This is a genomic window from Paraburkholderia sp. J94 (assembly GCF_905220285.1).
Taxonomy (GTDB): Bacteria; Pseudomonadota; Gammaproteobacteria; order Burkholderiales; family Burkholderiaceae; genus Paraburkholderia; species Paraburkholderia tropica_A.
In genome coordinates this window covers 338838-361616 of the sequence record NZ_CAJMZH010000004.1, presented here as the reverse complement: position 1 = coordinate 361616, position 22779 = coordinate 338838, and the positions used below count along the sequence as shown (strand labels likewise).

The window sequence follows — 22779 nt, the reverse complement described above, 5'->3', positions numbered from 1 at the left end:
TCACCTATGTTTCTTCAAGGCTACGGCCCGCTGATCCTCGCCGGCACCTGGCAGACCGTCAAGCTCGCGGTGCTCTCGCTCGTGCTCTCCTTCGTGCTCGGGCTGATCGGCGCGGCGGCGAAGCTCTCGAAAAACCGCGTCGTGCACGGCGCGGGCACGGCCTACACCACGCTGATCCGCGGCGTGCCCGATCTCGTGCTGATGCTGCTGCTGTTCTACAGCATCCAGATCTGGCTGAACGATCTCACCGACATGCTCGGCTGGGATCAGATCGACATCGACCCGTTCCTCGCGGGCGTGGTGGTGCTCGGCTTCATCTACGGCGCGTACTTCACGGAAACCTTCCGCGGCGCGTTTCTCGCCGTGCCGCGCGGCCAGCTCGAAGCGGGCCACGCCTACGGCATGACGAACTGGCAGGTATTCAAACGCATCATGTTCCCGCAGATGATGCGCTTCGCGCTGCCCGGCATCGGCAACAACTGGCAGGTGCTCGTGAAGTCCACGGCGCTCGTCTCGATCATCGGCCTCGCCGACGTCGTGAAGGCCAGCCAGGACGCCGGCAAGGGCACGCTGCGCTTTTTCTTCTTCACGCTGCTCGCGGGCGCGATCTATCTCGGCATCACGACGGTCTCGAACTTCGTGCTGATGTATCTCGACAAGCGCTACTCCACCGGCGTGCGCAAGGCGGATCTCTGATCCAGGCTTAGGCAGAAGACAAGACAAGGCCAACGACAATGCAAGACCTGATCCAGCTGATCCAGCAGTACTGGCGCAACTATCTCTACACCGACGGCTACCACTTCACCGGCGTCGCCATCACGGCCTGGCTGCTGGTGATTTCGATCGGCCTGGGCTTCTGCCTCTCGGTACCGCTCGCCGTCGCGCGCGTCTCGAAGAAGAAGTGGCTTTCGAGCCTCGTGTGGCTCTACACGTACATCTTCCGCGGCACGCCGCTCTACGTGCAGCTGCTGCTCTGCTACACGGGCCTCTACAGTCTCGAGATCATCCGCAATCATGAACTGACGAGCGCGTTCTTCCGCAGCGGCATGAACTGCACGCTGCTCGCGTTCACGCTCAACACCTGCGCGTACACCACCGAGATCTTCGCGGGCGCCATCAAGGCGACGCCCTATGGCGAGATCGAGGCCGCGCGCGCCTACGGCATGAGCCCGTTCACGCTGTATCGCCGCGTGATCCTGCCGTCGGCGCTGCGCCGCGCGCTGCCCTACTACAGCAACGAAGTCATCCTGATGCTGCACGCGACCACCGTCGCGTTCACGGCCACCGTGCCGGACATCCTGAAGATCGCGCGCGACGTGAACTCGGCGACCTACCAGTCGTTCGGCGCGTTCGGCATCGCCGCCATGCTGTACCTGATCATTTCTTTCACGCTCGTGTGGCTGTTCCGCCAAGCCGAGCGCCGCTGGCTCGCATACCTGCGACCGCAAGGCAAGTGAGCCAACGAGGTCTTTGATGAATTCCCAGAAGCAGAAACTTTTCGTCGATTCGATCCACAAGCAGTACGGCGACAACGAAGTGCTCAAAGGCGTCTCGCTCAAGGCGAACGCCGGCGACGTGATCAGCGTGATCGGCTCGTCGGGCTCCGGCAAGAGCACGATGCTGCGCTGCATTAACTTTCTCGAACAGCCGAACGCGGGCCGCATTTTCGTCGACGGCGAAGAAGTCATCACGAAAGCCGACCGCCGCAGCGGCGCGCTCGTGGCCGCCGACGTCAAGCAGTTGCAGCGCGTGCGCACCAAGCTCGCGATGGTGTTCCAGCACTTCAACCTGTGGTCGCACATGACGGTGCTCGAAAACGTGATCGAGGCGCCCGTGCACGTGCTCGGCCTCTCGCGCAAGGAAGCGGAAGACCGCGCGCGCGTCTATCTGGAGAAGGTCGGGCTCGCGCCGCGCGTCGAGAAGCAGTATCCGTCGCATCTCTCGGGCGGCCAGCAGCAGCGTGTGGCGATCGCCCGCGCGCTCACCATGAACCCCGACGTGATGCTGTTCGACGAGCCGACTTCGGCGCTCGATCCCGAACTCGTCGGCGAAGTGCTCAAGGTGATGCAACAGCTCGCCGAGGAAGGCCGCACGATGATCGTCGTCACGCACGAAATGGGTTTCGCGCGCAACGTTTCGAATCATGTGATGTTCCTGCATCAGGGCCGCGTGGAAGAGGAAGGCGTGCCCGCCGAGGTGTTCGCCAATCCGAAAAGCGACCGCCTGCGCCAGTTCCTGTCGGGCAGTCTCAAGTGATGCCGCTTTTTTAGCCGGCTTGTAGTCGGCTCCATCCGCTCTCGCAGCGATGTAGTAAAAGTAGTATTTCAAGGCGCTTTCAGCGCCTTTTCTTTTTTCCGCAATCCGGGCCGTCCGCACCCGCAAAAAGCCGTAAAAAACGCGTTTATGCGCATTACTCCTGCGCCATCCGCGCGTCAATAGTGGCAATCCTGAGGAGTCCCCTGGCTGATCCGTGTGTCCCTTATCCAATAAGGATTTAGACATACTTTTGAGACCAGGGTGACCACCATCCAGGAAGGTGATATGGCAATTTGACGACACCCCGCGACGGCCGCGCGATTTCGTTCGCCACCGTCCACCTTTTTTGCTAAATTAGTAACCAAAGTAGCAAAACAAACTTCTTTAAAAGTAGTTTCACTTCAAATAAGAACGGGAGATGCCAGTCAACCAGGGGATCTGCAAGACGACTCGATCAGGTTGTCCTGCTCGCATCGTTTCCGTACGCCGATCCTCCGGGTCACACTCCCTTTACGCGACCGTTTCTGTCCGCAGCACCCCGAAGGCGCGCGGACGTCTTTCGCAGTACTAAGGTTGACTCTTTGACAGGGTATGGAGGAGAAGATGAAGAAAGCATTGCTCGCCGCAGCATTGATGTCGGCCGGCGTCGTGGCGCATGCGCAAAGCAGCGTTACGCTCTACGGTCGTCTTGACGCGGGTATCGCATGGATGAACGGCATCGGCGCAGGCTCCGGTGCGAATGGCCAGGCCACGCACGGCTCAAGCCAGGTCCAGCTCGAAAGCGGCTACTGGGGCACCAGCCTCTGGGGCATGAAGGGCGTTGAAGACCTGGGCGGCGGCAACAAGGCACTCTTCCAGTTGGAAGGCAGCTTCAGCACGGCAACGGGCGCAGGCCCGGGCAACGGCGGTCTCTTCAATCGCTGGGCCACCGTCGGTATGTCGAACGACATGTACGGTACGCTGTTGATGGGCCGCGAACTGATGCTCGTGAACGGCATTTGGGACTTCGACCCGTTCGGTCAGTCGAACTGGTCGTCGGCATCGATGGTCCGTGGCCGTAACTGGCCGCAATCGAGCAACAACATTTCGTACCAGTCGCCGAAGTTCTACGGCTTCGACGTGTACGGCCAGTACTCGTTCTCGAACGCCACGAGCTGGAACGGCAACGGCACGACCGCTCAAGGCCGTCAGGACGGTATCCAGCTGACCTACACGAGCTCGCTGTTCCAGATCCGCGGTATCTACGACGAAATCCGCAATCCGGCCAACGGTTCGCTGGGCGGCTCGTACGACCAGATCAATTCGACCAATTCGTCGCAAGGCGTGTTCGCCTACTCGCGTGACTACATGGCGATGGTCAACGTGTTCCTCGGCCCGTTCAAGGTCCAGGGCGGCTATGAAGCCGTGCGTTCGTCGGGCATGTCGGGTCTGGCGATCGGCCAGCCGAGCACGCTCGATCACGAGTGGGGCGGTGTGACGTGGCAAGCCACGCCGGCTGCCGCGCTGATCGCTGCGGTCTACCACGTCAACGCGAACAACGGCGGCGGCAACGCCACGCTGTACACGATCGGCGGCTCGTACAACCTGTCCAAGCGCACGCTGCTCGACCTGCAGGTCGCCACGGTGCAGAACAGCAAGTCGGCCAACTTCGGTCTGAACGCCAACAACTACGGCGACTCGGCTGCCACGGGCAACCCGCTGCCGGGCCACAGCCAGACCGGCGTGTACGCAGGCATCCAGCACTCGTTCTAATCCAGACCGAGTGTAGACAGAACAGCTACATCGACGTTTTCACGCTGCTGCGAGAGGCGCGTATCGGTGCGGTGTCCGAAAGGGTACCGCACCGTTTTTTATTGCTGGGCGGCCTTCTGGCCGCCCTTTTCTTTTATGGCTTCGCGATCGTGCGCGATGGTGCTCGATTGCGCTCGATCGTGCGGACGATCAGACGGCCGCTTCGTTCTCTTCGCCCGTGCGGATGCGGATCACGCGCTCCACGTTGGTCACGAAGATCTTGCCGTCACCGATCTTGCCGGTGCGCGCCGCGCCGATGATCGCGTCGATCACCTGGTCGGTCTGCTCGTCGGCGACCACGACTTCGATCTTCACCTTCGGCAGAAAGTCGACCACGTATTCGGCGCCGCGATAAAGCTCCGTGTGGCCCTTCTGGCGGCCGAAGCCCTTGACTTCGGTGACGGTCAGGCCCGTGAGGCCCACTTCGGCGAGCGCCTCGCGCACTTCGTCGAGCTTGAACGGTTTGATGACGGCGGTAATGCGTTTCATGGCGATCCTCGTTCGGTATCGGTTACGTATCGGTGATTGGCGCGGTGATTTGCGGTAAATGGGCAATCGGTATGCGTGATTTTACGCCGCCGGTTCCTGCGCGGGCACGCGCTCCAGATCGGCGAGCCAGACGACCGATTCCGAATCGCTCGGCGCGCGCCAGTCGCCACGCGGCGACAGCGAGCCGCCCGTGCCCACCTTCGGCGCGTTCGGAATGCAGCTGCGCTTGAACTGGCTCTGGCGGAAGAAACGGTCGAGGAAAATGCGCAGATTGCGCTTGATGGCCGCGAGATCGTACTGATTGCGCGCCACCTCGGCGTTCTCCGGCCACGCGCCCGTCTCGCGGTCGCGCCACGCGTGACGCGCGAGGAACGCGACCTTCGCGGGCGCAAAGCCGAAGCGCAGCGTGTAGTAGAGATTGAAATCCTGCAATTCGTACGGCCCGATCGTGCTTTCGGTCTTCTGCTCGGGCGCGCCGTCCGACTTGCCGGGAATCAGTTCCGGGCTGATATCGGTGCCGAGAATCGCTTCGAGCACGTCGCGGCCGCTCTCGCCGTTCTGGCCGATCTGCCCGGTTTCCGCGACCCAGCGCACGAGATGCGTGATGAGCGTCTTCGGCACGCTCGCGTTCACGTTGTAATGCGACATGTGATCGCCGACACCATAGGTGCACCAGCCGAGCGCCAGCTCGGACAGATCGCCCGTGCCGATCACGATCGCGTGATTGAAGTTGGCGAGACGGAACAGATGATTCGTGCGCTCGCCCGCCTGCACGTTTTCAAAAGTGATGTCGTAGCTTTCCTTGCCTTCCGAATACGGATGGCCGAGGTCTTCGAGCATCTGCATGCAGCTCTGGCGGATGTCGATTTCGCGCGCCGTGCAGCCCACGAGATCCATCAGCTCGCGCGCCTGGCGCAGCGTGCGCTCGCTGGTCGCGAAGCCCGGCATGGTGTACGCGAGGATGTTCGCGCGCGGCAGCTTCAGACGGTCCATCGCCTTCGCGCAGACCAGCAGCGCGTGCGTGGAGTCGAGCCCGCCCGACACGCCGATCACGACCTTCTTGAGGTTGGCCTGCGAAAGACGCTGCACGAGCGCCTGCACCTGAATGTTGTAGACCTCGTTGCAGCGCTCGTCGCGGCGCTTCGGATCGGCCGGCACATAAGGGAAGCGTTCGACGCGGCGCTCCAGCGCGAGCGTTTCCTGCTGCCACGGCGCAGGGCCTTGCGCGGCGCCGAGCGCGCAGTCGATCACGCGGAACTTCGCGATTTCGTCGGCGTGACGGCGGATCGAATCGCCGAACGTGGTCTGGCGGATGCGCTCCTGCTGCAAACGCTCCAGATCGACATCGGCGTAAATGATGTGCGAATCGTCGAGAAAGCGCTCGGACTGCGCGAGCAGCTCGCCGTTCTCGTAGACGAGCGCCTGGCCGTCCCACGCGAGGTCGGTGGTCGATTCGCCCTTGCCCGCCGAGGTGTAGAGATAGGCCGCGAGGCAGCGCGCCGACTGCTGCGAAACCAGCTGATGACGATAACCCGCCTTGCCGACCACGACGTTCGACGCAGAAAGATTCACGAGCACGGAAGCGCCCGCGAGCGCCGCGAACGACGACGGCGGAATCGGCACCCAGACGTCCTCGCAGATTTCCACCTGGAAGCGCAGGCCCGCGATCTCGGGCACGTCGAACAGCAGCGCGGCGCCGAACGGCACGTCCGCGCCCGCGATGCGCACGCTGTCGACGCTCGCGTTGTCGGCGGCGCTGAACTGGCGGCGTTCGTAGAACTCGCCGTAGTTCGGCAGATAGGTCTTCGGCACGACGCCCGCAACGCGCCCGCCCGCCACCACGGCCGCGCAGTTGAACAGCGAGTGCCCGACGCGCACCGGCAAGCCGACGATCATCGCAAGCGGCAGCGTCTTCGAGGCTTCGGCGATCTGCGCGAGCGCGTGCTCGCAGGCATCGAGCAGCGCCTGCTGATGGAAGAGATCGTCGCAGCTATACGCCGACAAACCGAGTTCCGGGAACGCGACCAGCGCCGCGCCCCTGGCGGCGGCCTCGCGCGCGAGCGCGAGCGTCTGTTCGGTGTTGAAGACCGGATCGGCCACGTGGCAGCGCGGCACGCCTACGGCCACGCGCGCGAAACCATGCGAATAGAGATTGAAGAAGCGCTCTTTCATGTCGATAACCTTGGGGCCCTTGAGGCATTCGGCGCGCGAGGCGCCTGGCAAGCGAATCGTGCTGTTCGTGCTGTCGGCGGCAGAACGACGTCATGGCGACGGTCGGCGTGAGAACGGCGGCGCGCGGGCGCTCACCCGTTCGGAGGGTTTGCTTTACCATGACCGCTTGCCGCGGCGCGGCGAAACCGGCGCACCTCGCCGCGACAGGCCGAACGCCTGCCCGCCCGCCTCCACCTCGCCACGCCAGAACGGGCACGCAAGTTGAAAAAGGAACATTTCGATTATCGCACGGGCATTCTCGGCTCACCGGCCGAGATCGACGCCGCCGAATGGAACGCGCTGCTCGCGCGCCAGGCCCAGCCGACGCCCTTTTTGCGCCACGAATTCCTCACGGCGCTCGACGCCACGGGCTGCGCCGCGCCCGACGCGGGCTGGGCGCCGCAGTTCGTCACGCTCACCGACACGCGCACGGGCCAGCTCGCGGCCGCCGCGCCGGTCTATCTCAAGGGCCACTCGTACGGCGAATACGTCTTCGACTGGGCCTGGGCCGACGCCTACAAGCGCAACGGACTGGAGTACTACCCGAAGCTGCTGTGCGCCGTGCCGTTCACGCCGGTGCAAGGCACGCGCCTGCTGGCCGACGACGACACCGCGCGCCGCCATCTGGCCGCCACGCTGCTGGCGTTCGCTGAGCAGGCCGAAGTCTCGTCGCTGCACGTGCTGTTTCCGCCCGAGGACGACGCGCGCGCGCTCACCGATCTCGGCATGATGCAGCGCGAAGGCGTGCAGTTTCACTGGCTCAACAACGGCTATCGCGACTTCGACGATTTCCTCTCGACGCTCGAACAGAAAAAGCGCAAGAACATCCGCGCCGAACGCCGCAAGGTGCGCGACGCGGGCGTCACGCTGCGGCGCGTGCGCGGCGAGGATATCTGCGATGAAGACTGGCGCTTTTTCAGCCGCTGCTATCGGCAGACCTACCGCGAGCATTTTTCGTCGCCGTATCTGAACCTCGATTTCTTCCGCATGATCGGCGCGTCGATGCCCGAGAACCTGCTGCTCGTGATCGCCGAATACGAAGGCAAGCCGATCGCCAGCTCGCTCGTGGTGTATCAGCGCGGCGCCGACGGGCGCGGCGGCACGCTCTACGGCCGCTATTGGGGCGCGCTCGAACACGTGCCCTGCCTGCACTTCGAGACCGCGTACTATCAGCCGCTCGAATTCTGCATCGAGGAAAAACTCGACGTGTTCGAGGGCGGCGCGCAAGGCGAGCATAAAATGGCGCGCGGCTTCATGCCGACCGTCACGCGCTCGGCGCACTGGCTTGCTCATCCCGCGTTCGCCGACGCCGTCGCGCGTTTTCTCGACAGCGAGACGAACCAGATTCACGCCTATATGCACGAGCTGAACGAGCACAATCCGTTTCGCGGCTGACACGCGTCCAGACCCGAACCTATACCCGCCTCACGATCATCGCTTCCAGAAATATGCCGTGGTTCCTCTACCTGCTCGAATGCGCCGACGGCAGCGTCTATACGGGCATCGCCCTCGACGTGGCCGCGCGCTTCGCGCAGCACGCCGACGGCACGGGCGCGCGCTACACGCGCTCGCGCAAGCCCGTGCAGGTGCTCGCGCAATTCGAACTCGCCGACCGCGCGAGCGCCTCGCGCGCCGAATACTGGGTCAAGCGCCTCACGCCGCGCGAAAAGCGCGCGCTCGCGGCGGGCGCGCGCACGCTCGAATCGGTGCTGCCGCCGGTGCCTGTGGAAGTGCCCGAGAGCGGCGAGCCGGAGACCGAAGCGCCGGCTTGAAGCGAGCGCGTTCGCCCAGCCCACGCCCATGAAAAAACCGCACGGCCTTTCGGCACGTGCGGTTTTTTTACAGCCTGGAAACCCGGCGTTGCGACGCTTACTTCTTCGCGTTCGCGAGGCCTTCGGTGATTTCCTTGTGAGCGGCTTCGATGCCGACCCAGCCTTCGACCTTGACCCACTTGCCCTTTTCGAGCGCCTTGTAGTTCTCGAAGAAGTGCTTGATCTGGTCCTTCAGGTACTCGGGCACGTCGTCGAGCGACTTGATGTTCGCCGTCATCGGGCAAACCTTGTCGTGCGGCACGGCGATCAGCTTCGCGTCGACGCCCGACTCGTCCGTCATCTGCAGCATGCCGAGCGCGCGCGAACGCACGACCGAGCCGGCCAGCAGCGGGAACGGCGTGATCACGAGCACGTCGACGGGGTCGCCGTCGCCCGAGAGCGTCTGCGGAATGAAACCGTAGTTGACCGGATAACGCATGCCGGTGCCGACGAAACGGTCGACGACGAGCACGCCCATTTCCTTGTCGGCTTCGTACTTGACCGGATCGCTCTGCGCCGGAATCTCGATGATCACGTTGAAGTCGTGCGGCAGATCCTTGCCGGCGGGGACATTTGCGAAGCTCATGAGCGCTCTCTGTGAGAAGGGGAAAAAAGCGACGGTTCACGCGCGGCGCGCGGCGAGCACGCGGCTCTCGCGCAAGGCGTGCCGGTGCGAAACCGGACGTCGGAGGTTCGCAGCATTATAGCCAATCGGCTGCGGCGCCCGGATGAACCCCAAGCGAATCCCCCGTGAACGCGGCATGAAGCGTCTCCTGAAAACGCCCGCGCGCGCCGCGATTGGCGCGATAATGACCCGGCAGTCCAGGCGCTCGCGCCCGCCATGCGCGGCGCATGCCTGATGATGGTCGACACGTGTTTTCGTCTTGCATTCCCCTTCCCTCGTTTCATTCCCTATTTACGAGGCGCATGCATGGAAGAAGCGAAGCATTTCATCGGCGGCGCGTGGCGCGCGCCCGCCAGCGGCGAGACGATCGCCGCCATCGATCCCTCCACCGGTCAGCCCTTCGCGCAACTCGCGCGCGGCAATGCCGCCGACATCGACGCCGCGGTGCAGGCCGCGCGCGCCGCGTATGAAGGCGCATGGGGCGCGCTGAGCCCCGCCGAACGCGGGCGCCTGCTGTTCAAGCTCTCGGGTCTCGTCTTGCAGCATCAGGAAGCGCTCGCGCAACTCGAGGCGCAGGACACCGGCAAGCCGCTCAGGCAGGCCCGCGCCGATGCCGCCGCGCTCGCGCGCTACTTCGAGTTCTACGCCGGCGCCGCCGACAAACTGCACGGCGAAACGCTGCCCTATCAAAACGGCTACACGGTCCTCACGATCCGCGAACCGCACGGCGTGACGGGCCATATCGTGCCGTGGAATTACCCGATGCAGATCTTCGGACGCAGTGTGGGCGCCGCGCTCGCCGCCGGCAACGCCTGCGTGGTGAAGCCCGCCGAGGACGCCTGCGTGTCGCTGCTGCGCGTCGCGGCGCTCGCGCACGAAGCCGGTTTCCCGCCGGGCGCGCTCAATCTCGTCACCGGTCTCGGGCACGAGGCGGGCGCGGCGCTCTCGGCGCATCCGGGCATCGATCACATCTCGTTCACGGGATCGCCGCAAACCGGCAAGCTCGTCGCGCAAACCGCTGCGGGCCATCATGTGCCGGTCACGCTCGAACTCGGCGGCAAGTCGCCCCAGATCGTGTTCGCCGACGCCGACTTCGACGCCGCGCTGCCCGTGCTCGTCGCCGCCATCGTGCAGAACGCGGGGCAAACCTGCTCGGCGGGCAGCCGCGTGCTGATCGAGCGCAGCGCCTACGCGCCCTTGCTCGACCGGCTCGCGACGGCGTTCGCGGCGCTGCGCGTCGGGCCTGCGGGCGCCGATCTCGACTGCGGTCCGCTCATCAACGAGAAGCAGCGTCGGCGCGTGCGCGACTTCCTCGACGAAGCGCAGCGCGACGGCATCGCCGTGGCCGCGCGCGGCTCGCTCGACGCGGGCGCGCCATCCGGCGGTTTCTACGAGGCGCCGACGCTCTTGCGCGACGTGCCGCCGCAAAGCCGCCTCGCGCAGGAAGAAGTGTTCGGACCGGTGCTCGCCGCCATGCCCTTCGACGACGAGGCACAGGCGCTCGCGCTCGCCAACGGCACGCCCTACGGCCTCGTCGCGGGCGTATGGACGCGCGACGGCGCGCGCCAGATGCGCATCGCGCGACGCGTGCGCGCGGGCCAGGTGTTCGTCAACAACTATGGCGCGGGCGGCGGCGTCGAACTGCCGTTCGGCGGCTCGGGCCAGTCGGGTTACGGGCGCGAGAAAGGCTTCGAAGCGCTCTACGGTTTCACGGTGCTGAAAACCATCGCGCTCAAGCACGGCTGACGCCGCTTCTACACCACGCATAAAAATTTCGGAGACAGCATGCGACTCAAAGGCAAGACGGCCGTCGTGACGGGCGCCGGTTCGGGCTTCGGCGAAGGCATCGCCAAGACCTATGCGCGCGAAGGCGCGAATGTCGTCGTCAACGATCTGAACGCCGAGGCCGCGCAGCGCGTGGCGGGCGAGATCGCGCACGCGGGCGGCAGCGCGCTCGCCGTGCAAGGCGACATCACGCGCGAAGCCGACTGGCACGCGCTGCGCGAAGCCGCCATCGGCCGCTTCGGCAGCGTGGAGATCGTCGTCAACAACGCGGGCACCACGCATCGCAACAAGCCCGTCATGGAAGTCAGCGAAGCGGAATTCGACCGCGTCTACGCCGTCAACGTCAAAGGCCTCTACTGGAGCGTGCGCGCGTTCGTGCCGCATTTTCGCGAGCGCGGCGGCGGCGCGTTCGTCAACATCGCCTCGACGGCGGGCATCCGGCCTCGCCCCGGACTCGTCTGGTACAACGGCAGCAAGGGCGCGATGATCGTCGCGAGCAAGGCGCTCGCCGCCGAACTCGGCCCGGACCGCATCCGCGTGAACTGCGTGAATCCGGTGATCGGCGACACGGGGCTCACGGCCGAATTCATGGGCGTGCCCGATACGCCCGAGAACCGCGCACGCTTCGTCGCGACGATTCCGCTCGGGCGCTTTTCCACGCCGCAGGACGTCGCCAACGCGTGTCTCTATCTCGCGTCTGACGAGGCGGCGTTCATCACCGGCACGTGTCTCGAAGTGGATGGCGGGCGCTGCGTCTGAGCGCCATCGGCCTCATCGTAAGTGCTTGACGTATGGGTGTTTTCCCGCGCCGCCGCGCCCCGGCGGCGCGGCTAGAATGGTCGTGCTTTTGCCTGGCATATTTGAGATCAAAAACAGCCAACACACGACATTGGAGACACCATGTCCAGTCCAGCGAATCCCCTGCCGCACGCCAACGCGGGCGCGCCGACGTCGGCGTTCGAGGAAGCCACCTACCGCAAGGTCGCCTGGCGGCTCACGCCGCTCCTGATGCTCTGCTACGTGGTCGCGTATCTCGACCGCGTGAACGTCGGCTTCGCCAAATTGCAGATGAGCGCCGCGCTCAATCTCTCCGATGCCGTCTACGGCTTCGGCGCGGGCATTTTCTTCATCGGTTACTTTTTGTTCGAAGTGCCAAGCAATGTGATCCTGCATCGCGTGGGCGCGCGCATCTGGATCGCGCGCATCATGGTCACGTGGGGACTCGTCTCCATCCTGACGATGTTCGTCACCACGCCGACGATGTTCTACGTGATGCGCTTTCTGCTCGGCCTGTGCGAAGCGGGCTTCTTTCCCGGCATCATTCTGTATCTCACGTACTGGTATCCGGCGCACCGGCGCGGCCGCATGACGACGTGGTTCATGACGGCCATCGCGCTCTCGGGCGTGATCGGCGGGCCGGTGTCGGGCTGGATTCTCAAGGCCTTCGACGGCGCGAACGGCTGGCAAGGCTGGCAGTGGCTGTTTCTGCTCGAAGGGCTGCCTTCGGTGATCGTCGGCGTGCTGGTGTTCTTCGTGCTCGACGACCGCATCGCCAACGCGAAGTGGCTCACGGCGGAGGAACGCGCGCTGCTCGAACGCAACATCGCCGCCGAGGACGCCACCAAGGAAGATCCGCCGCTCGTCACCGTGCTCACGAGCCCGCGCGTGCTGCTGATGAGCTTCACCTACTTCTCGTTCGTGATGGGTCTGTACGGCGTGAGCTTCTGGCTGCCGACCATCATCAAGGCGACCGGCGTGAAAGACGCGCTGGCGATCGGGCTGCTCTCGGCGATTCCGTTCGCGGCGGCGGTGGTCGGCATGGTGCTGGTGGCGAGAAGCGCGGACCGTCGGCGCGAGCGCCGCTGGCACATCGCGATTCCGGCGGCGGCGGGCGCGCTCGGCCTCGTGCTCTCGGTGACGTGGGCACACGACACCACGCTCGCGATGGCCGCGCTCACGCTCGCGACCTTCGGCATCCTCACCACGCTGCCGCTGTTCTGGAGCCTGCCCACGGCGTGGCTCGCGGGCACGGGCGCGGCGGCGGGCATCGCACTGATCAACTCGATCGGCAATCTCGCGGGCTTCCTGAGCCCCTACGCCGTGGGCTGGCTCAAGCAGGCGACGGCGGCCAACGACTCGGGCATGTACATGCTCGCGGCGTTCATGATTCTCGGCGGATTGCTGGCGCTTTCGGCGCCGAAGGCGCTGGTGGATCGATAAACGCGCCACACATCCGTCGATAAAAAAACGGCCGCTGTTTAGCGGCCGTTTTTCGTTGCAGCGAGTGCTGCTGTCGTGCGCGAACGCAGCGTCACACCACGTTCATCGACATCGCACTTTCACGGTAGTGCGTCGCGGCCTTGTCCGCGTCGCCGAGCTGCTCGTGCAGACGCGCGAGCGCGCGATGCGAGCGGATCTTGAGCGGCTCGTTGCCGTGCGCGTTGGCCGACTTCAGCGCCGCTTCGAGGAACGACTGCGCCTTGCCCCACAACTGCTGCTTCAGGCACAGGCGGCCCAGCGCGAACAGCAGGTCGCCGTCCTCGGGACGCTCCTTGCGCCACGCCTCGGCTTTCTGAATGAGCGGCAGCGCGTCGTCGCCCGCGGTGTCGGGATAGCGGCGCAGCAGGCGCGCGTCCCAGTTGTGCGAGAGCGCTTCCTCGACGATCTTGCGCGCGTCAGCCGGCCGCTCCAGCGCGATCAGCAGTTCGGCCGCGCAATCGGCCAGACGCGGCGAATGACGTTCGACCGGCGAGAGCGCGTGCCACAGTTCCAGCAGCGCGTCGGCGTTATGGCGACGGTCGCGCAGCAGGTTTTCCGCCGCCAGCTGACGCAGACGCACCGCCACGGCCGGATGCAGCGCCTCGCGCTTTTCGAGCGTCTTGACGAGCTTGAGCACCTCGCTCCAGTTCTTGAGCTGCTGCTGGGCGCGCAAGGCGATCTGCTGCGCGTGGATGCGGCGGCCGCCCTGCGAGCGCATTTCGGTGAGCGCGGCGAGCGCGCCGTCCGCGTCGCGGCCATCGGCGCGCATGTCGGCGGTCGCCATCAGACGCGCTTCCTGCAACTCGGGGTCGTCGACCTGCGTGAGCCAGTCGTCGCGGCGCGCGTATTCGTGCAGACGATGCGCGGCGTTCGCGCCGATCAGGCCCGCGGCGCCCTTGTTGTTGTCGTCGGCGAGCGAATCGCGCGCGGCCTTCTCGGCGCGCGAGAAACGGCCCGCGTAGAGATTGCCGACCGCGTCGCGCAACGCCGAATGCGCCTTTTCCTTGCGCGCGCGCGCCCGGTAAGCGGCCACGCGGCGCGGCATCGTCACGATGTTGCGCACGAAGCGCAGGATCGCGTAGAGCAGCAGGAACGCCACCACGATGCCGACCACGAACAGATTGAGCGAGACATCCACGCGATACGGCGGATAGACGAGCAGCACCTGCCCCGCGTCGAAGCGGCCGACGGTCGCGAGCGCGACCGCCACGACGAACAGGAGCGCGAGCCAGAGAAGTCCACGGATCGCCATGCTTACCCCCGGCTCTGGTATTGCTGCAGCGCCTTCAGGCTCGTGTCGAGCGTGGGCAGCGCGACGGCGGCCGAACCGGCGTCTACCTGCTTGAGCAGGTCGCGCACGTTCTGCGTTTCCTTCGACGCGCTGTCGAAGTAGCGCGCGAGCGAGGCGTCGGCGGCGGCGAGATCGGACTTGAGCGTGGCCGGATTGCGCGAGAGCAGCGACAGGCGCGCCGACAGCAGGCGCAGCTTCAGGTTCTCGCGCATGAAGTAGCCCTGATCGGGCGAGACCAGCATGGCGTCGGCGTTGTCGATGCGGCGCACCTGGACGAGACTCGCGATCTGCTGGCCGATGCCGTGCACAAAGGTGTCGAGCCAGGCCTTCCAGCGCGGCTCGCCCGTGGCGGCGGCCGTGACGGCGACGTCGGCGGGCGCGGCGGTTTCGGGCTTCGTGTGCGCGACGAGCGCTTCGCCCGCGAGCGGCAGCGCGTCGATTTCGGCGAGCGCCGTGTCGAGCTTGATGGCGAGACCGGCGAGGTCGGTGGACGGCGCGGCCTTGAGCTTGTCGATGTCCGCGGCGATGGCCTTGCGCACGGCGAGCGCCTGCGGGCTGGCCGACGCGGCGAGACGCGTGTCGGCGCTTTGCAGCGCGAACAGCGCGAGCTGCGTGTTGCCGGTGAGCTGGAGCTGTTCGCTCGCGCTCGACAGCATCTGGCCGACTTCGGCGAGCATCCAGTCGTCGCGGTTGCGCGCGAGGTCGGCGTATTGCTGCGTGAGCGCCTGCTGCGAATTCTGCGCGTCGGCGATCTTGCCTTCGAGCTGCGCCATCTGCTTGTCGATCTGCTGGGCGCTGGACGCGGCCTCGTCGGCGCGCGCGCGCAGCGCGGCAGTCTGCTGGTCGGCGCTTTGCTGGCGCTGCGCGAGCGAGGCGTCGACGCGGTCGAGCTTGCGGTTGAGCGCATAGCCGCCGCCCGCCGCACCGGCCGCGAGCAGCACGACCACGAGCCAGAGGATCGCGTTGCCGGCGCCGCGACGCGCGCCGCCGTTGCCGGGCGGCGTCAGCGGCGCCGACGCATAGGACGACGACGACGCGGGCCGCGCGCTCGCGCCGGCAGGCTTCGCAGACGAGGAAGCCGACGATGATGCGGTGTGCGAAGCGCCCGTCGAAACGGCGCCTTGATTGGGAACGTGGCTGGAATCGTTCGAATCAGTCATGCGTGGTTGTGCCGGCGGCGAGGCCGGGGTGTTCTGAACCGGTTGAGCCGCTGAAGCAGCGGCTGGAGAGAGATCGGAAGAAACCGTGGCGGCGGACGCTGACGCAGAAGCGGCAAGCCCCAGCAGCGTCTCGACGATGCGCTCGTCGCCCGCGCCGGACACCGTCATCCTATCAAAACCCAATCCGCGCGCCGTCTCGGCAATACGCGGATGCGGTGCGACCAGTTGAGCGTGGCGCAACTCGACGATCTCGCCCGCCGTGAGGTGCTCGCGCGCGAGTTCGTCGAGGTTGCGCACGCCTTCCGAGCTGGTCACGAGCCAGGCGTGCGGCGCGCCTTCGAGCAGCGCGTGGACCGCCGCCCACGCGCCCATCGGCGGCTCGGGCACGATGCGGCGGTAGGCCGCGACGGCTTCGACTTCCGCGCCCGCTTCGCGCAGGCGGTCGGCGAGCCATTCGCGCCCGCCGTCGCCGCGCACGATCAGCACGCGCTTGCCGGCGAAGGCGTTCTCGCCGAACTGCTTTTCGAGCGCGGCGTACAGCGATTCGGAGTCGAAGCGCGCCGGTTCCTCGTCGGCGGAGCCCGCCGGACTGATCACGCGATGCTCGGGCGCGGCGACGCCGTGGCGCGCAAGCGCGACGACGCTGGCCGGACCGACCACGCCGACCGGCAGCGCGTGCGGCCAGATCGACGAAATCGAGCGATAGCACTCGAACGCGCGATCCACCGCATTCGGCGACACGAACACGACGAGCGCATAACGGTCGAGCGCGTTGAGCGCGTCGCGCAGCGGCGCGTCGTCGCCCACGGGCGCGATGGCGATCAGCGGGAATTCGAGCGCGCGCAGGCCGCGTGCGGCGAGTTGCGCCGAGAGCGCATCCGACTGACCGGCCGGACGGGTGATGACGACGGTGAAATCGGCAGCGGCGGCATGGCCCGCGATATCACCGCCCGCGTCCTCACGCGGCACAGCCGAATCGGCCGGCCCGCGCCACTCGTCGGGCTGGGCCGAACCCGGGCCGCCCTGGCGCGGCTGCCACGGGCCGGCAGTCATCGCGGCTCGGCGGGATCGTCGCCCGCGCGGTTGGCGTTGCCGGAGGAGGCCGGAGGGGCATTCGGCACGCGTTGTTCTTCAGGACCCGCTTCAGACAGCGCGCGCACGATCTCGAGCGCGCCCTGGGCGATCAGTTCGTCGGCGACCTTGCGGCCGAGCGCGACGGCGTCCGCGACCGTGGCGGGCGTAGCCGCGTCTTCGGCGGCCAGCACGCGGCTCGCGTCGGGCGTGGCAATCGTGCCGCGCAGCGCGAGCTTGCCGTCCTGCCACTGCGCGTAGGCCGCGAGCGGCACCGAGCAGCTGCCGCCGAGCGCGCGCGACACCATGCGCTCGGCCTCGACGGCTTTCGCGGTGGCGTCGTCGTGCAGCGGCGCGAGCCAGGCGGCGAGTTCGGCGCGGTCGGCGCGGATCTCGATGCCGAGCGCGCCCTGCCCCGCCGCCGGCAGGCTGTCCGCCGGTTCGAGCAGCGCGCGGATGCGCGCGCCGAGACCGAGGCGCTTGAGCCCCGCCGCCGCGAGAATGATCGCTGCGTAATCGCCGCGGTCGAGCTTCGCGAGACGCGTGTCGAGATTGCCGCGCAGCGGCTTGACGTCGAGATGCGGATAGCGCGCGCGGATCATCGACTCGCGGCGCAGGCTGGAGGTGCCGACCACCGCGCCCGGCGGCAGCGCCGCGAGCGAATCGTATTCGTTAGACACAAAGGCGTCGCGCGGGTCCTCGCGCTCCATGATGGCCGTGAGCGCGAAGCCCTCGGGCAGTTCCATGGGCACGTCCTTGAGCGAATGCACGGCCAGATCGGCGCGTCCTTCGGCCAGCGCCTGTTCGAGTTCCTTCACGAACAGGCCCTTGCCGCCGACCTTCGACAGCGTGCGGTCGAGAATTTGATCGCCGCGTGTCGTCATTCCGACGATTTTCACGTCGCAGGATGGATATAATTTGTGCAGCGCAGCTTGCACATGCTCGGCCTGCCACATCGCGAGGCGGCTCTCCCGCGAAGCGATGACAAGCGTGCGGGGCATGGGCGCGGATAACGTCTCGGAATTCATGGCTAGCACATCGAATGACGGGTTCGAAAAAACAGAATCGGATAACAGGCAATGTTAGCACGCGCCCCTTTTTAGGCCTGCGCGTGCGGCGGCAAGGAAGAGACACGGCCCGTCGCTGACGACGGTGCACACGTACCTATTACTGTACGTCTGCGCCGCATCGGCGGCGCGGGCCCTGCACGCCCTCCCCGGCGCCCGGCGCGAACCTCCGTTCGCACCATGGTGCCGCGCTTTCGCAAAGCCTGCTCCCGGCGCGCCGGGATCCGCGGTTTTTTCGCCGTCCCTTCGTTGTTCCTCGCCCTCCGTTGACGGGCTGTCCGCCGTCGTAGCGATTTGCCGATGTCCGCGCGGCTCGCGCAGGATGGTTCCCGCCATCCGTTCCAGGCAGCACCGAAGTACCCGGACCGCGGCACGCCGCGGCCTCGCAGTTGGCAGTCCCCGAATATCCTGTCCAAACTCCTGGCTAGTCTTGAGGAAAACATCGTGAAGTCTTCCGGATCGGCGCGCGCAGAGCGCCGCAACAACGCATCGCTTGCCTCTTCTTCCCCCACGGCCGCCGACAAGGCCAAAACCGTCAAGGCCTCCAAGGCCACGACGGCGTCTGAAACGAAGAAGACGATGAAAACATCGAAAACAGCCGACGCGAAAAAGACCACGAAAGCCAGCAAGGCCGCGAAAGCCACGAAAGCCGCGTCCGAAGCCGCGCAAGTCGCTCAAGCCGCGAAGCCCGCGAAAGCCGCGAAGCCCGTCAAGGCGCCCAAGGCAACCGAAGCACCCAAAGCGCCCAAGGCCGCAAGCGCCCCGCGCGGCGGCCGCTCGCGCGACGAGCAGCGCGACGACAAGGACCAGCCGCTGTTCGAAGACATCCGCTATCTGGGCCGCCTGCTCGGCGACGTCGTGCGCGAGCAGGAAGGCGACGCCGTGTTCGAGGTCGTCGAAAGCATCCGCCAGACGGCCGTGCGTTTTCGCCGCGAAGACGATAACGACGCCGCCCTCGCGCTGGAAAAACAACTGCGCGGGCTCTCGCCCGAGCAGACCGTGAGCGTGGTGCGCGCGTTCAGCTATTTCTCGCATCTGGCGAACATCGCGGAAGACCGTCACCGCAACCGCCGCCGCCGCATCCACGATCTGGCCGGTTCGGCGCCGCAGGCGGGCACCATCGCGCATTCGCTCGAACGTCTCGCGCAAGCGGGCGCCGCCGCCACGCCGATGCTCCAGCAGTTCTTCAACGACGCGCTGATCGTGCCCGTGCTCACCGCGCACCCCACGGAAGTGCAGCGCAAGAGCACGCTCGATTCGCAGCACGACGTCGCGCGCCTGCTCGCTGAACGCGACCAGCCGCTCACGCATCGCGAACGCGAACACAACGAATCGCTGCTGCGCGCGCGCGTGACCTCGCTGTGGCAGACGCGCATGCTGCGCGACGCGCGCCTGACCGTCACCGACGAAATCGAAAACGCGCTCTCGTACTACCACACCACCTTCCTCACCGAGATTCCCGCGCTGTACGGCGAGATCGAAACCTCGCTGAAAGAGCACGGTCTCTCGGCGCGCCTGCCCGCGTTCTTCCAGATGGGCAGCTGGATCGGCGGCGACCGCGACGGCAATCCGAACGTGACCTCGGCCACGCTCGAAGAAGCCAGCGAGCGTCAGGCGCAGGTGATTCTTCAGCACTATCTCGACGAAGTGCACAAGCTCGGCGCGGAACTGTCGGTGTCGAACCTGCTCGCGGGCGCGAGCGACGAACTCAAGGCGCTGGCCGAAGCCTCGCCCGACCAGTCGCCGCATCGCGTCGACGAACCGTATCGGCGCGCGCTGATCGGCGTGTACACGCGCCTCGCCGCGAGCGCGCGCGTGCGTCTGGGCGAAGGCGTCGTGGCCGTGCGCAGCGCGGGCCGCAATGCCGCGCCCGTGCGCGCGCAGCCTTACGCCGATGCCGCCGAGTTCTCGCGCGATCTGCACATCCTGATGGATTCGCTCGCCGCGCATCACGGCGGCTCGCTCGCCACGCCGCGCCTCGCGCCGCTCGTGCGCGCGGTGGAAGTGTTCGGCTTCCATCTGGCCTCGATCGACTTGCGCCAAAGCTCGGACATCCACGAAGCCGTGATCACCGAACTGCTCGCGCGCGCGGGCGTGCAGGCCGATTACGCCGCGCTCTCCGAGGAAGACAAGCAGATCGTGCTGCTCGCGCAACTCGCCGATCAGCGTCCGCTGCGCTCGCCGTATCTCGACTACTCCGACCTCGTGAAAAGCGAGCTCGGCGTGCTCGAAATGGCGCGCGTGACGCGCGAGAAGTTCGGCGCGCGCGCGGTGCGCAACTACATCATCTCGCACACCGAAACGGTTTCGGACCTGCTCGAAGTGATGCTGCTGCAGAAGGAAACCGGCCTGCTCGGCGGCCGTCTCGGCCACACGGACGATCCCGCGCGCGCCGCGCTGATGGTGATCCCGCTATTCGAAACGATTCCCGACTTGCGCCACGCGCCGGGCATCATGCGCGACCTGCTCGCGCTGCCGGGCATCGACGGCATCGTCGAGCATTGGGGCAACGAGCAGGAAATCATGCTCGGCTATTCGGACAGCAACAAGGACGGCGGCTTCCTCACCTCGAACTGGGAGCTGTATCGCGCCGAACTCGCGCTCGTCTCGCTGTATCGCGAGCGCGGCATCACGCTGCGTCTGTTCCATGGCCGCGGAGGCACGGTCGGACGCGGAGGCGGCCCGACCTACAACGCGATCCTCTCGCAGCCGCCGGGCACGGTCGACGGCCAGATCCGCCTGACCGAACAGGGCGAAGTGATCGCCAGCAAGTTCGGCAACCCGGAGATCGGGCGACGCAATCTGGAAACGGTGATCGCGGCCACGCTTGAAGCCACGCTGCTGCCGCTGGACAACACGGCGGGCAACTCGCCGGAGCAATTGCCCGCGTTCGAAGAAACGATGCAGCAGCTCTCCGATGCGGCGATGGCGGCGTACCGCTCGCTCGTCTACGAGACGCCGGGCTTCACCGACTACTTCTTCGCCTCGACGCCGATCACCGAAATCGCGGAGCTGAACATCGGCAGCCGGCCGGCCTCGCGCAAGCTGCAGGATCCGAAGAACCGCAAGATCGACGACCTGCGCGCGATTCCGTGGGGCTTTTCGTGGGGCCAGTGCCGTCTGCTGCTGACGGGCTGGTATGGCTTCGGCAGCGCGGTGTCGTCGTATCTCGACGACGCGGGCAGCGACGCCGAACGCACGCGCCGTCTCGCGCTGTTCAAGAAGATGTACAAGACCTGGCCGTTCTTCGCGAACCTGCTCTCGAACATGGACATGACGCTCGCGAAGACCGATCTCGCGGTGGCGTCGCGCTACGCGCAACTGGTCGCCGACAAGAAGCTGCGCAAGCACGTGTTCGAACGCATCGTCGCCGAGTGGGAGCGCACGACGAAGGTGCTCGACGAGATCACCGGCTCGAACGGCCGACTCGCCGACAACCCGCTGCTCGCGCGCTCGATCAAGAACCGCTTCCCGTATCTGGATCCGCTCAATCACTTGCAGGTCGAGCTGATCAAGCGCTATCGCGCCGGCGATCCGAGCCCGCGCGTGCGACGCGGGATTCATCTGACGATCAACGGGATCGCGGCGGGGCTGCGGAATACGGGTTAAAGGCGCGGGTTGAGCTTGCTTCAACCGCTGATCCGATAAAAAACGGCGTCGTGCCTTCGGGCACGACGCCGTTTTTCTTCATGTCGGCCACTCGATTGTGCCGTAACGCTAGAGGCTCGCTGAATGGCGTTGCGTCAGCCGCTGCTTGTGCATCTACGCCAGCGCGTTGGCCTTGATATCGAACGTCCCTGTCACGACGCCCCGACTGCCGCCCACGGCATTCTGAACCATGTATTCCTGCTTGACGCGAGCAAACGACAGCCGAACCTGTTCGTAGCTCGCGGACATTTCCACGCCGGTCACGATGACGTCGGTCATCGTGATACGGAGGAAATCGAGTGGCAGGCCTCCCGCTTTACGCATCGTCAGTACGGCCGTGGGTACGTGCTTGCCGGTGAGGCAGAACGACATCAGGTTAGGGCTCGCCCGGTCCACCTCGTGAAAGAACACAAGGTCCTCAACCGTGGCCTTTGCCGCGCCACCACCCGACCCGGACATCATGGCCGATGGCTGCGACATCCTCCATATCCAGTTCGTCACCTGAATTTCTCCAGGGTGCGCGGCATCCTGCGACTCACCCGCAATACCATCAATCTTCAAGAAAACATCATTCGACATGGGCGGCCCTCCGTCTGCGCCGTCTGGCAACTGCGTTCACAAGGCAAACACACGCTGTCGCCAACAAGAAAGAAAGCAGCAACACCGAATCGACCATGGCGTCGCCGGGTTCCGCATTGCGATCCAGACCGAGCCACCAGGCCGCTCGCGAAACCATGCCTATCAATGGCTCCGTGAAAGCGAAATAGCCTATCGGGAACACGAGCACAAGAAAGAGCCCGATCACAGCGGCGGCATTGAGCAGTACGGCTTTCATCGAACGTCGACCGTCCCATAGGCGAAGCCTCTGCCACCCGGCAACGCGATCGTCGGCGAGCGCAATAGCAGGTCCCGAAGGCGATAGAAAGCGGGCGGGTCCGAAAGTGTGATGCAGCCTTCGCTGATATTGGCGCGGCCACGAGGATGAAGCCGAAAGTGCCCGCGACGGACACCGTTGATAAAGGTCCAATCGTCGACCTGACCGTCGTCCCGATAGAGCGCGAACCACTTTTCTCGATCGGTATCGTTGAAGATATCGACGAAAAGATCGCGGATTTGGGAAAACAATCCTCCTGACCCACGATCGACAATGAAGTATCGTCCCGGCGGCAGCGGACCGGCTCCGGAAAGCGCTACAGAAGCGGGATTGTTCTTCACGTCATCGCGCCCGGAAAATGCCGCGAAGTCACCGATGCCATCGCAATGCAGCACCGACATGGGCATGTTGTTGAGGCGAAACGTGCACTGGACAGGCATG

The 22779-nt window shown here is 65.8% G+C and carries 19 protein-coding genes; 10 read left to right on the top strand and 9 right to left on the bottom strand.

The genetic code is table 11. The annotated features are described in order from the left end of the window. Positions 1 to 6: 6 nt before the first annotated feature. The 4 genes from U4Y88_RS10305 to U4Y88_RS10290 all read left to right on the top strand — a co-directional run bounded on the left by U4Y88_RS10305 (position 7) and on the right by U4Y88_RS10290 (position 4008). Entirely contained in the window at positions 7 to 696 is a 690-nt protein-coding gene (locus U4Y88_RS10305; protein WP_224011909.1) for an ABC transporter permease, read from the top strand. Positions 697 to 743: 47 nt separating this feature from the next. Further along, the gene (locus tag U4Y88_RS10300) at positions 744 to 1457 is read left to right on the top strand and encodes an ABC transporter permease (RefSeq protein WP_224011962.1); all 714 of its coding nucleotides are present in this window, start codon (positions 744 to 746) and stop codon (positions 1455 to 1457) included. Positions 1458 to 1473: 16 nt separating this feature from the next. Then, positions 1474 to 2256, top strand: a complete 783-nt coding sequence (locus U4Y88_RS10295) for an ABC transporter ATP-binding protein (RefSeq protein WP_224011908.1) — start codon at positions 1474 to 1476, stop codon at positions 2254 to 2256. A 603-nt stretch (positions 2257 to 2859) separates the two neighbouring features. Beyond that, positions 2860 to 4008 (top strand): porin, encoded by a 1149-nt coding sequence (locus tag U4Y88_RS10290; protein ID WP_224011907.1) that lies wholly within the window; start codon positions 2860 to 2862, stop codon positions 4006 to 4008. Positions 4009 to 4197: 189 nt separating this feature from the next. Here the strand turns inward: U4Y88_RS10290 and glnK are convergent, their stop codons facing one another. Together glnK and U4Y88_RS10280 are read right to left on the bottom strand one after the other, a co-directional pair. Then, positions 4198 to 4536, bottom strand: coding sequence for a P-II family nitrogen regulator (gene glnK, locus U4Y88_RS10285; RefSeq protein ID WP_224011906.1), 339 nt, complete (start codon positions 4534 to 4536; stop codon positions 4198 to 4200). An 81-nt stretch (positions 4537 to 4617) separates the two neighbouring features. Further along, on the bottom strand, positions 4618 to 6708 hold the full coding sequence (locus tag U4Y88_RS10280; protein WP_321783744.1) for an NAD(+) synthase: 2091 nt from the start codon (positions 6706 to 6708) through the stop codon (positions 4618 to 4620). A 261-nt stretch (positions 6709 to 6969) separates the two neighbouring features. Between U4Y88_RS10280 and U4Y88_RS10275 the strand changes: the two genes are divergently transcribed. Continuing rightward, a complete protein-coding gene (locus U4Y88_RS10275; RefSeq protein WP_321783742.1) occupies positions 6970 to 8142 on the top strand; it encodes a GNAT family N-acetyltransferase in 1173 nt (390 codons plus the stop codon). Positions 8143 to 8195: 53 nt separating this feature from the next. Continuing rightward, complete coding sequence (locus U4Y88_RS10270; protein WP_321783740.1) at positions 8196 to 8519, top strand: GIY-YIG nuclease family protein; 324 nt, start codon at positions 8196 to 8198, stop codon at positions 8517 to 8519. Positions 8520 to 8616: 97 nt separating this feature from the next. Here U4Y88_RS10270 and ppa read toward each other — a convergent pair whose 3' ends face one another. Next, a complete protein-coding gene (gene ppa / locus U4Y88_RS10265; RefSeq protein ID WP_224011902.1) occupies positions 8617 to 9144 on the bottom strand; it encodes an inorganic diphosphatase in 528 nt (175 codons plus the stop codon). 345 nt (positions 9145 to 9489) lie between these two features. Between ppa and U4Y88_RS10260 the strand changes: the two genes are divergently transcribed. The 3 genes from U4Y88_RS10260 to U4Y88_RS10250 all read left to right on the top strand — a co-directional run bounded on the left by U4Y88_RS10260 (position 9490) and on the right by U4Y88_RS10250 (position 13188). Continuing rightward, entirely contained in the window at positions 9490 to 10929 is a 1440-nt protein-coding gene (locus tag U4Y88_RS10260) for an aldehyde dehydrogenase family protein (protein ID WP_321783738.1), read from the top strand. Positions 10930 to 10968: 39 nt separating this feature from the next. Then, positions 10969 to 11727, top strand: a complete 759-nt coding sequence (locus tag U4Y88_RS10255; protein WP_224011900.1) for an SDR family oxidoreductase — start codon at positions 10969 to 10971, stop codon at positions 11725 to 11727. 141 nt (positions 11728 to 11868) lie between these two features. Next, entirely contained in the window at positions 11869 to 13188 is a 1320-nt protein-coding gene (locus tag U4Y88_RS10250; RefSeq protein WP_224011899.1) for an MFS transporter, read from the top strand. A gap of 91 nt (positions 13189 to 13279) precedes the next feature. Here U4Y88_RS10250 and U4Y88_RS10245 read toward each other — a convergent pair whose 3' ends face one another. Genes U4Y88_RS10245 through hemC form a run of 3 tightly spaced genes read right to left on the bottom strand, consistent with a single transcriptional unit; the run spans position 13280 to position 17777 of the window. After that, entirely contained in the window at positions 13280 to 14479 is a 1200-nt protein-coding gene (locus U4Y88_RS10245) for a heme biosynthesis protein HemY (protein WP_224011898.1), read from the bottom strand. A gap of 2 nt (positions 14480 to 14481) precedes the next feature. Next, positions 14482 to 16731 (bottom strand): fused uroporphyrinogen-III synthase HemD/membrane protein HemX, encoded by a 2250-nt coding sequence (gene hemDX / locus U4Y88_RS10240; RefSeq protein WP_321783737.1) that lies wholly within the window; start codon positions 16729 to 16731, stop codon positions 14482 to 14484. Further along, entirely contained in the window at positions 16728 to 17777 is a 1050-nt protein-coding gene (hemC, locus tag U4Y88_RS10235; protein WP_321783736.1) for a hydroxymethylbilane synthase, read from the bottom strand. The genes hemDX and hemC overlap by 4 nt, the downstream gene beginning before the upstream one ends. Positions 17778 to 18395: 618 nt before the next feature. Between hemC and ppc the strand changes: the two genes are divergently transcribed. After that, on the top strand, positions 18396 to 21425 hold the full coding sequence (ppc, locus tag U4Y88_RS10230; RefSeq protein ID WP_415774418.1) for a phosphoenolpyruvate carboxylase: 3030 nt from the start codon (positions 18396 to 18398) through the stop codon (positions 21423 to 21425). A 153-nt stretch (positions 21426 to 21578) separates the two neighbouring features. On the opposite strand, the gene U4Y88_RS10225 is transcribed toward ppc, so the two are convergent. Genes U4Y88_RS10225 through U4Y88_RS10215 form a run of 3 tightly spaced genes read right to left on the bottom strand, consistent with a single transcriptional unit; the run spans position 21579 to position 22778 of the window. Then, on the bottom strand, positions 21579 to 22043 hold the full coding sequence (locus U4Y88_RS10225; RefSeq protein ID WP_321783732.1) for a type VI secretion system tube protein Hcp: 465 nt from the start codon (positions 22041 to 22043) through the stop codon (positions 21579 to 21581). Then, positions 22033 to 22299: a hypothetical protein gene (locus U4Y88_RS10220; protein ID WP_321783730.1), complete on the bottom strand. Its 267-nt coding sequence runs from the start codon at positions 22297 to 22299 to the stop codon at positions 22033 to 22035. The genes U4Y88_RS10225 and U4Y88_RS10220 overlap by 11 nt, the downstream gene beginning before the upstream one ends. Continuing rightward, entirely contained in the window at positions 22296 to 22778 is a 483-nt protein-coding gene (locus U4Y88_RS10215) for a DUF2778 domain-containing protein (protein ID WP_415774417.1), read from the bottom strand. Before U4Y88_RS10215 ends, U4Y88_RS10220 begins: the two co-directional genes overlap by 4 nt. Position 22779 lies beyond the last annotated feature (1 nt).

What these genes read in the sequence shown, in the direction of transcription:
- hemC (WP_321783736.1), bottom strand. Translation starts at nt 17,777, where the DNA reads ATGAATTCCGAGACGTTATCCGCGCCCATGCCCCGCACGCTTGTCATC.
- U4Y88_RS10220 (WP_321783730.1), bottom strand. Translation starts at nt 22,299, where the DNA reads ATGAAAGCCGTACTGCTCAATGCCGCCGCTGTGATCGGGCTCTTTCTT.
- U4Y88_RS10225 (WP_321783732.1), bottom strand. Translation starts at nt 22,043, where the DNA reads ATGTCGAATGATGTTTTCTTGAAGATTGATGGTATTGCGGGTGAGTCG.
- U4Y88_RS10305 (WP_224011909.1), top strand. Translation starts at nt 7, where the DNA reads ATGTTTCTTCAAGGCTACGGCCCGCTGATCCTCGCCGGCACCTGGCAG.
- U4Y88_RS10255 (WP_224011900.1), top strand. Translation starts at nt 10,969, where the DNA reads ATGCGACTCAAAGGCAAGACGGCCGTCGTGACGGGCGCCGGTTCGGGC.
- U4Y88_RS10245 (WP_224011898.1), bottom strand. Translation starts at nt 14,479, where the DNA reads ATGGCGATCCGTGGACTTCTCTGGCTCGCGCTCCTGTTCGTCGTGGCG.
- ppa (WP_224011902.1), bottom strand. Translation starts at nt 9,144, where the DNA reads ATGAGCTTCGCAAATGTCCCCGCCGGCAAGGATCTGCCGCACGACTTC.
- U4Y88_RS10295 (WP_224011908.1), top strand. Translation starts at nt 1,474, where the DNA reads ATGAATTCCCAGAAGCAGAAACTTTTCGTCGATTCGATCCACAAGCAG.
- U4Y88_RS10215 (WP_415774417.1), bottom strand. Translation starts at nt 22,778, where the DNA reads ATGCCTGTCCAGTGCACGTTTCGCCTCAACAACATGCCCATGTCGGTG.
- U4Y88_RS10260 (WP_321783738.1), top strand. Translation starts at nt 9,490, where the DNA reads ATGGAAGAAGCGAAGCATTTCATCGGCGGCGCGTGGCGCGCGCCCGCC.
- U4Y88_RS10280 (WP_321783744.1), bottom strand. Translation starts at nt 6,708, where the DNA reads ATGAAAGAGCGCTTCTTCAATCTCTATTCGCATGGTTTCGCGCGCGTG.
- U4Y88_RS10270 (WP_321783740.1), top strand. Translation starts at nt 8,196, where the DNA reads ATGCCGTGGTTCCTCTACCTGCTCGAATGCGCCGACGGCAGCGTCTAT.
- ppc (WP_415774418.1), top strand. Translation starts at nt 18,396, where the DNA reads ATGAAAACATCGAAAACAGCCGACGCGAAAAAGACCACGAAAGCCAGC.
- U4Y88_RS10250 (WP_224011899.1), top strand. Translation starts at nt 11,869, where the DNA reads ATGTCCAGTCCAGCGAATCCCCTGCCGCACGCCAACGCGGGCGCGCCG.
- U4Y88_RS10290 (WP_224011907.1), top strand. Translation starts at nt 2,860, where the DNA reads ATGAAGAAAGCATTGCTCGCCGCAGCATTGATGTCGGCCGGCGTCGTG.
- glnK (WP_224011906.1), bottom strand. Translation starts at nt 4,536, where the DNA reads ATGAAACGCATTACCGCCGTCATCAAACCGTTCAAGCTCGACGAAGTG.
- hemDX (WP_321783737.1), bottom strand. Translation starts at nt 16,731, where the DNA reads ATGACTGCCGGCCCGTGGCAGCCGCGCCAGGGCGGCCCGGGTTCGGCC.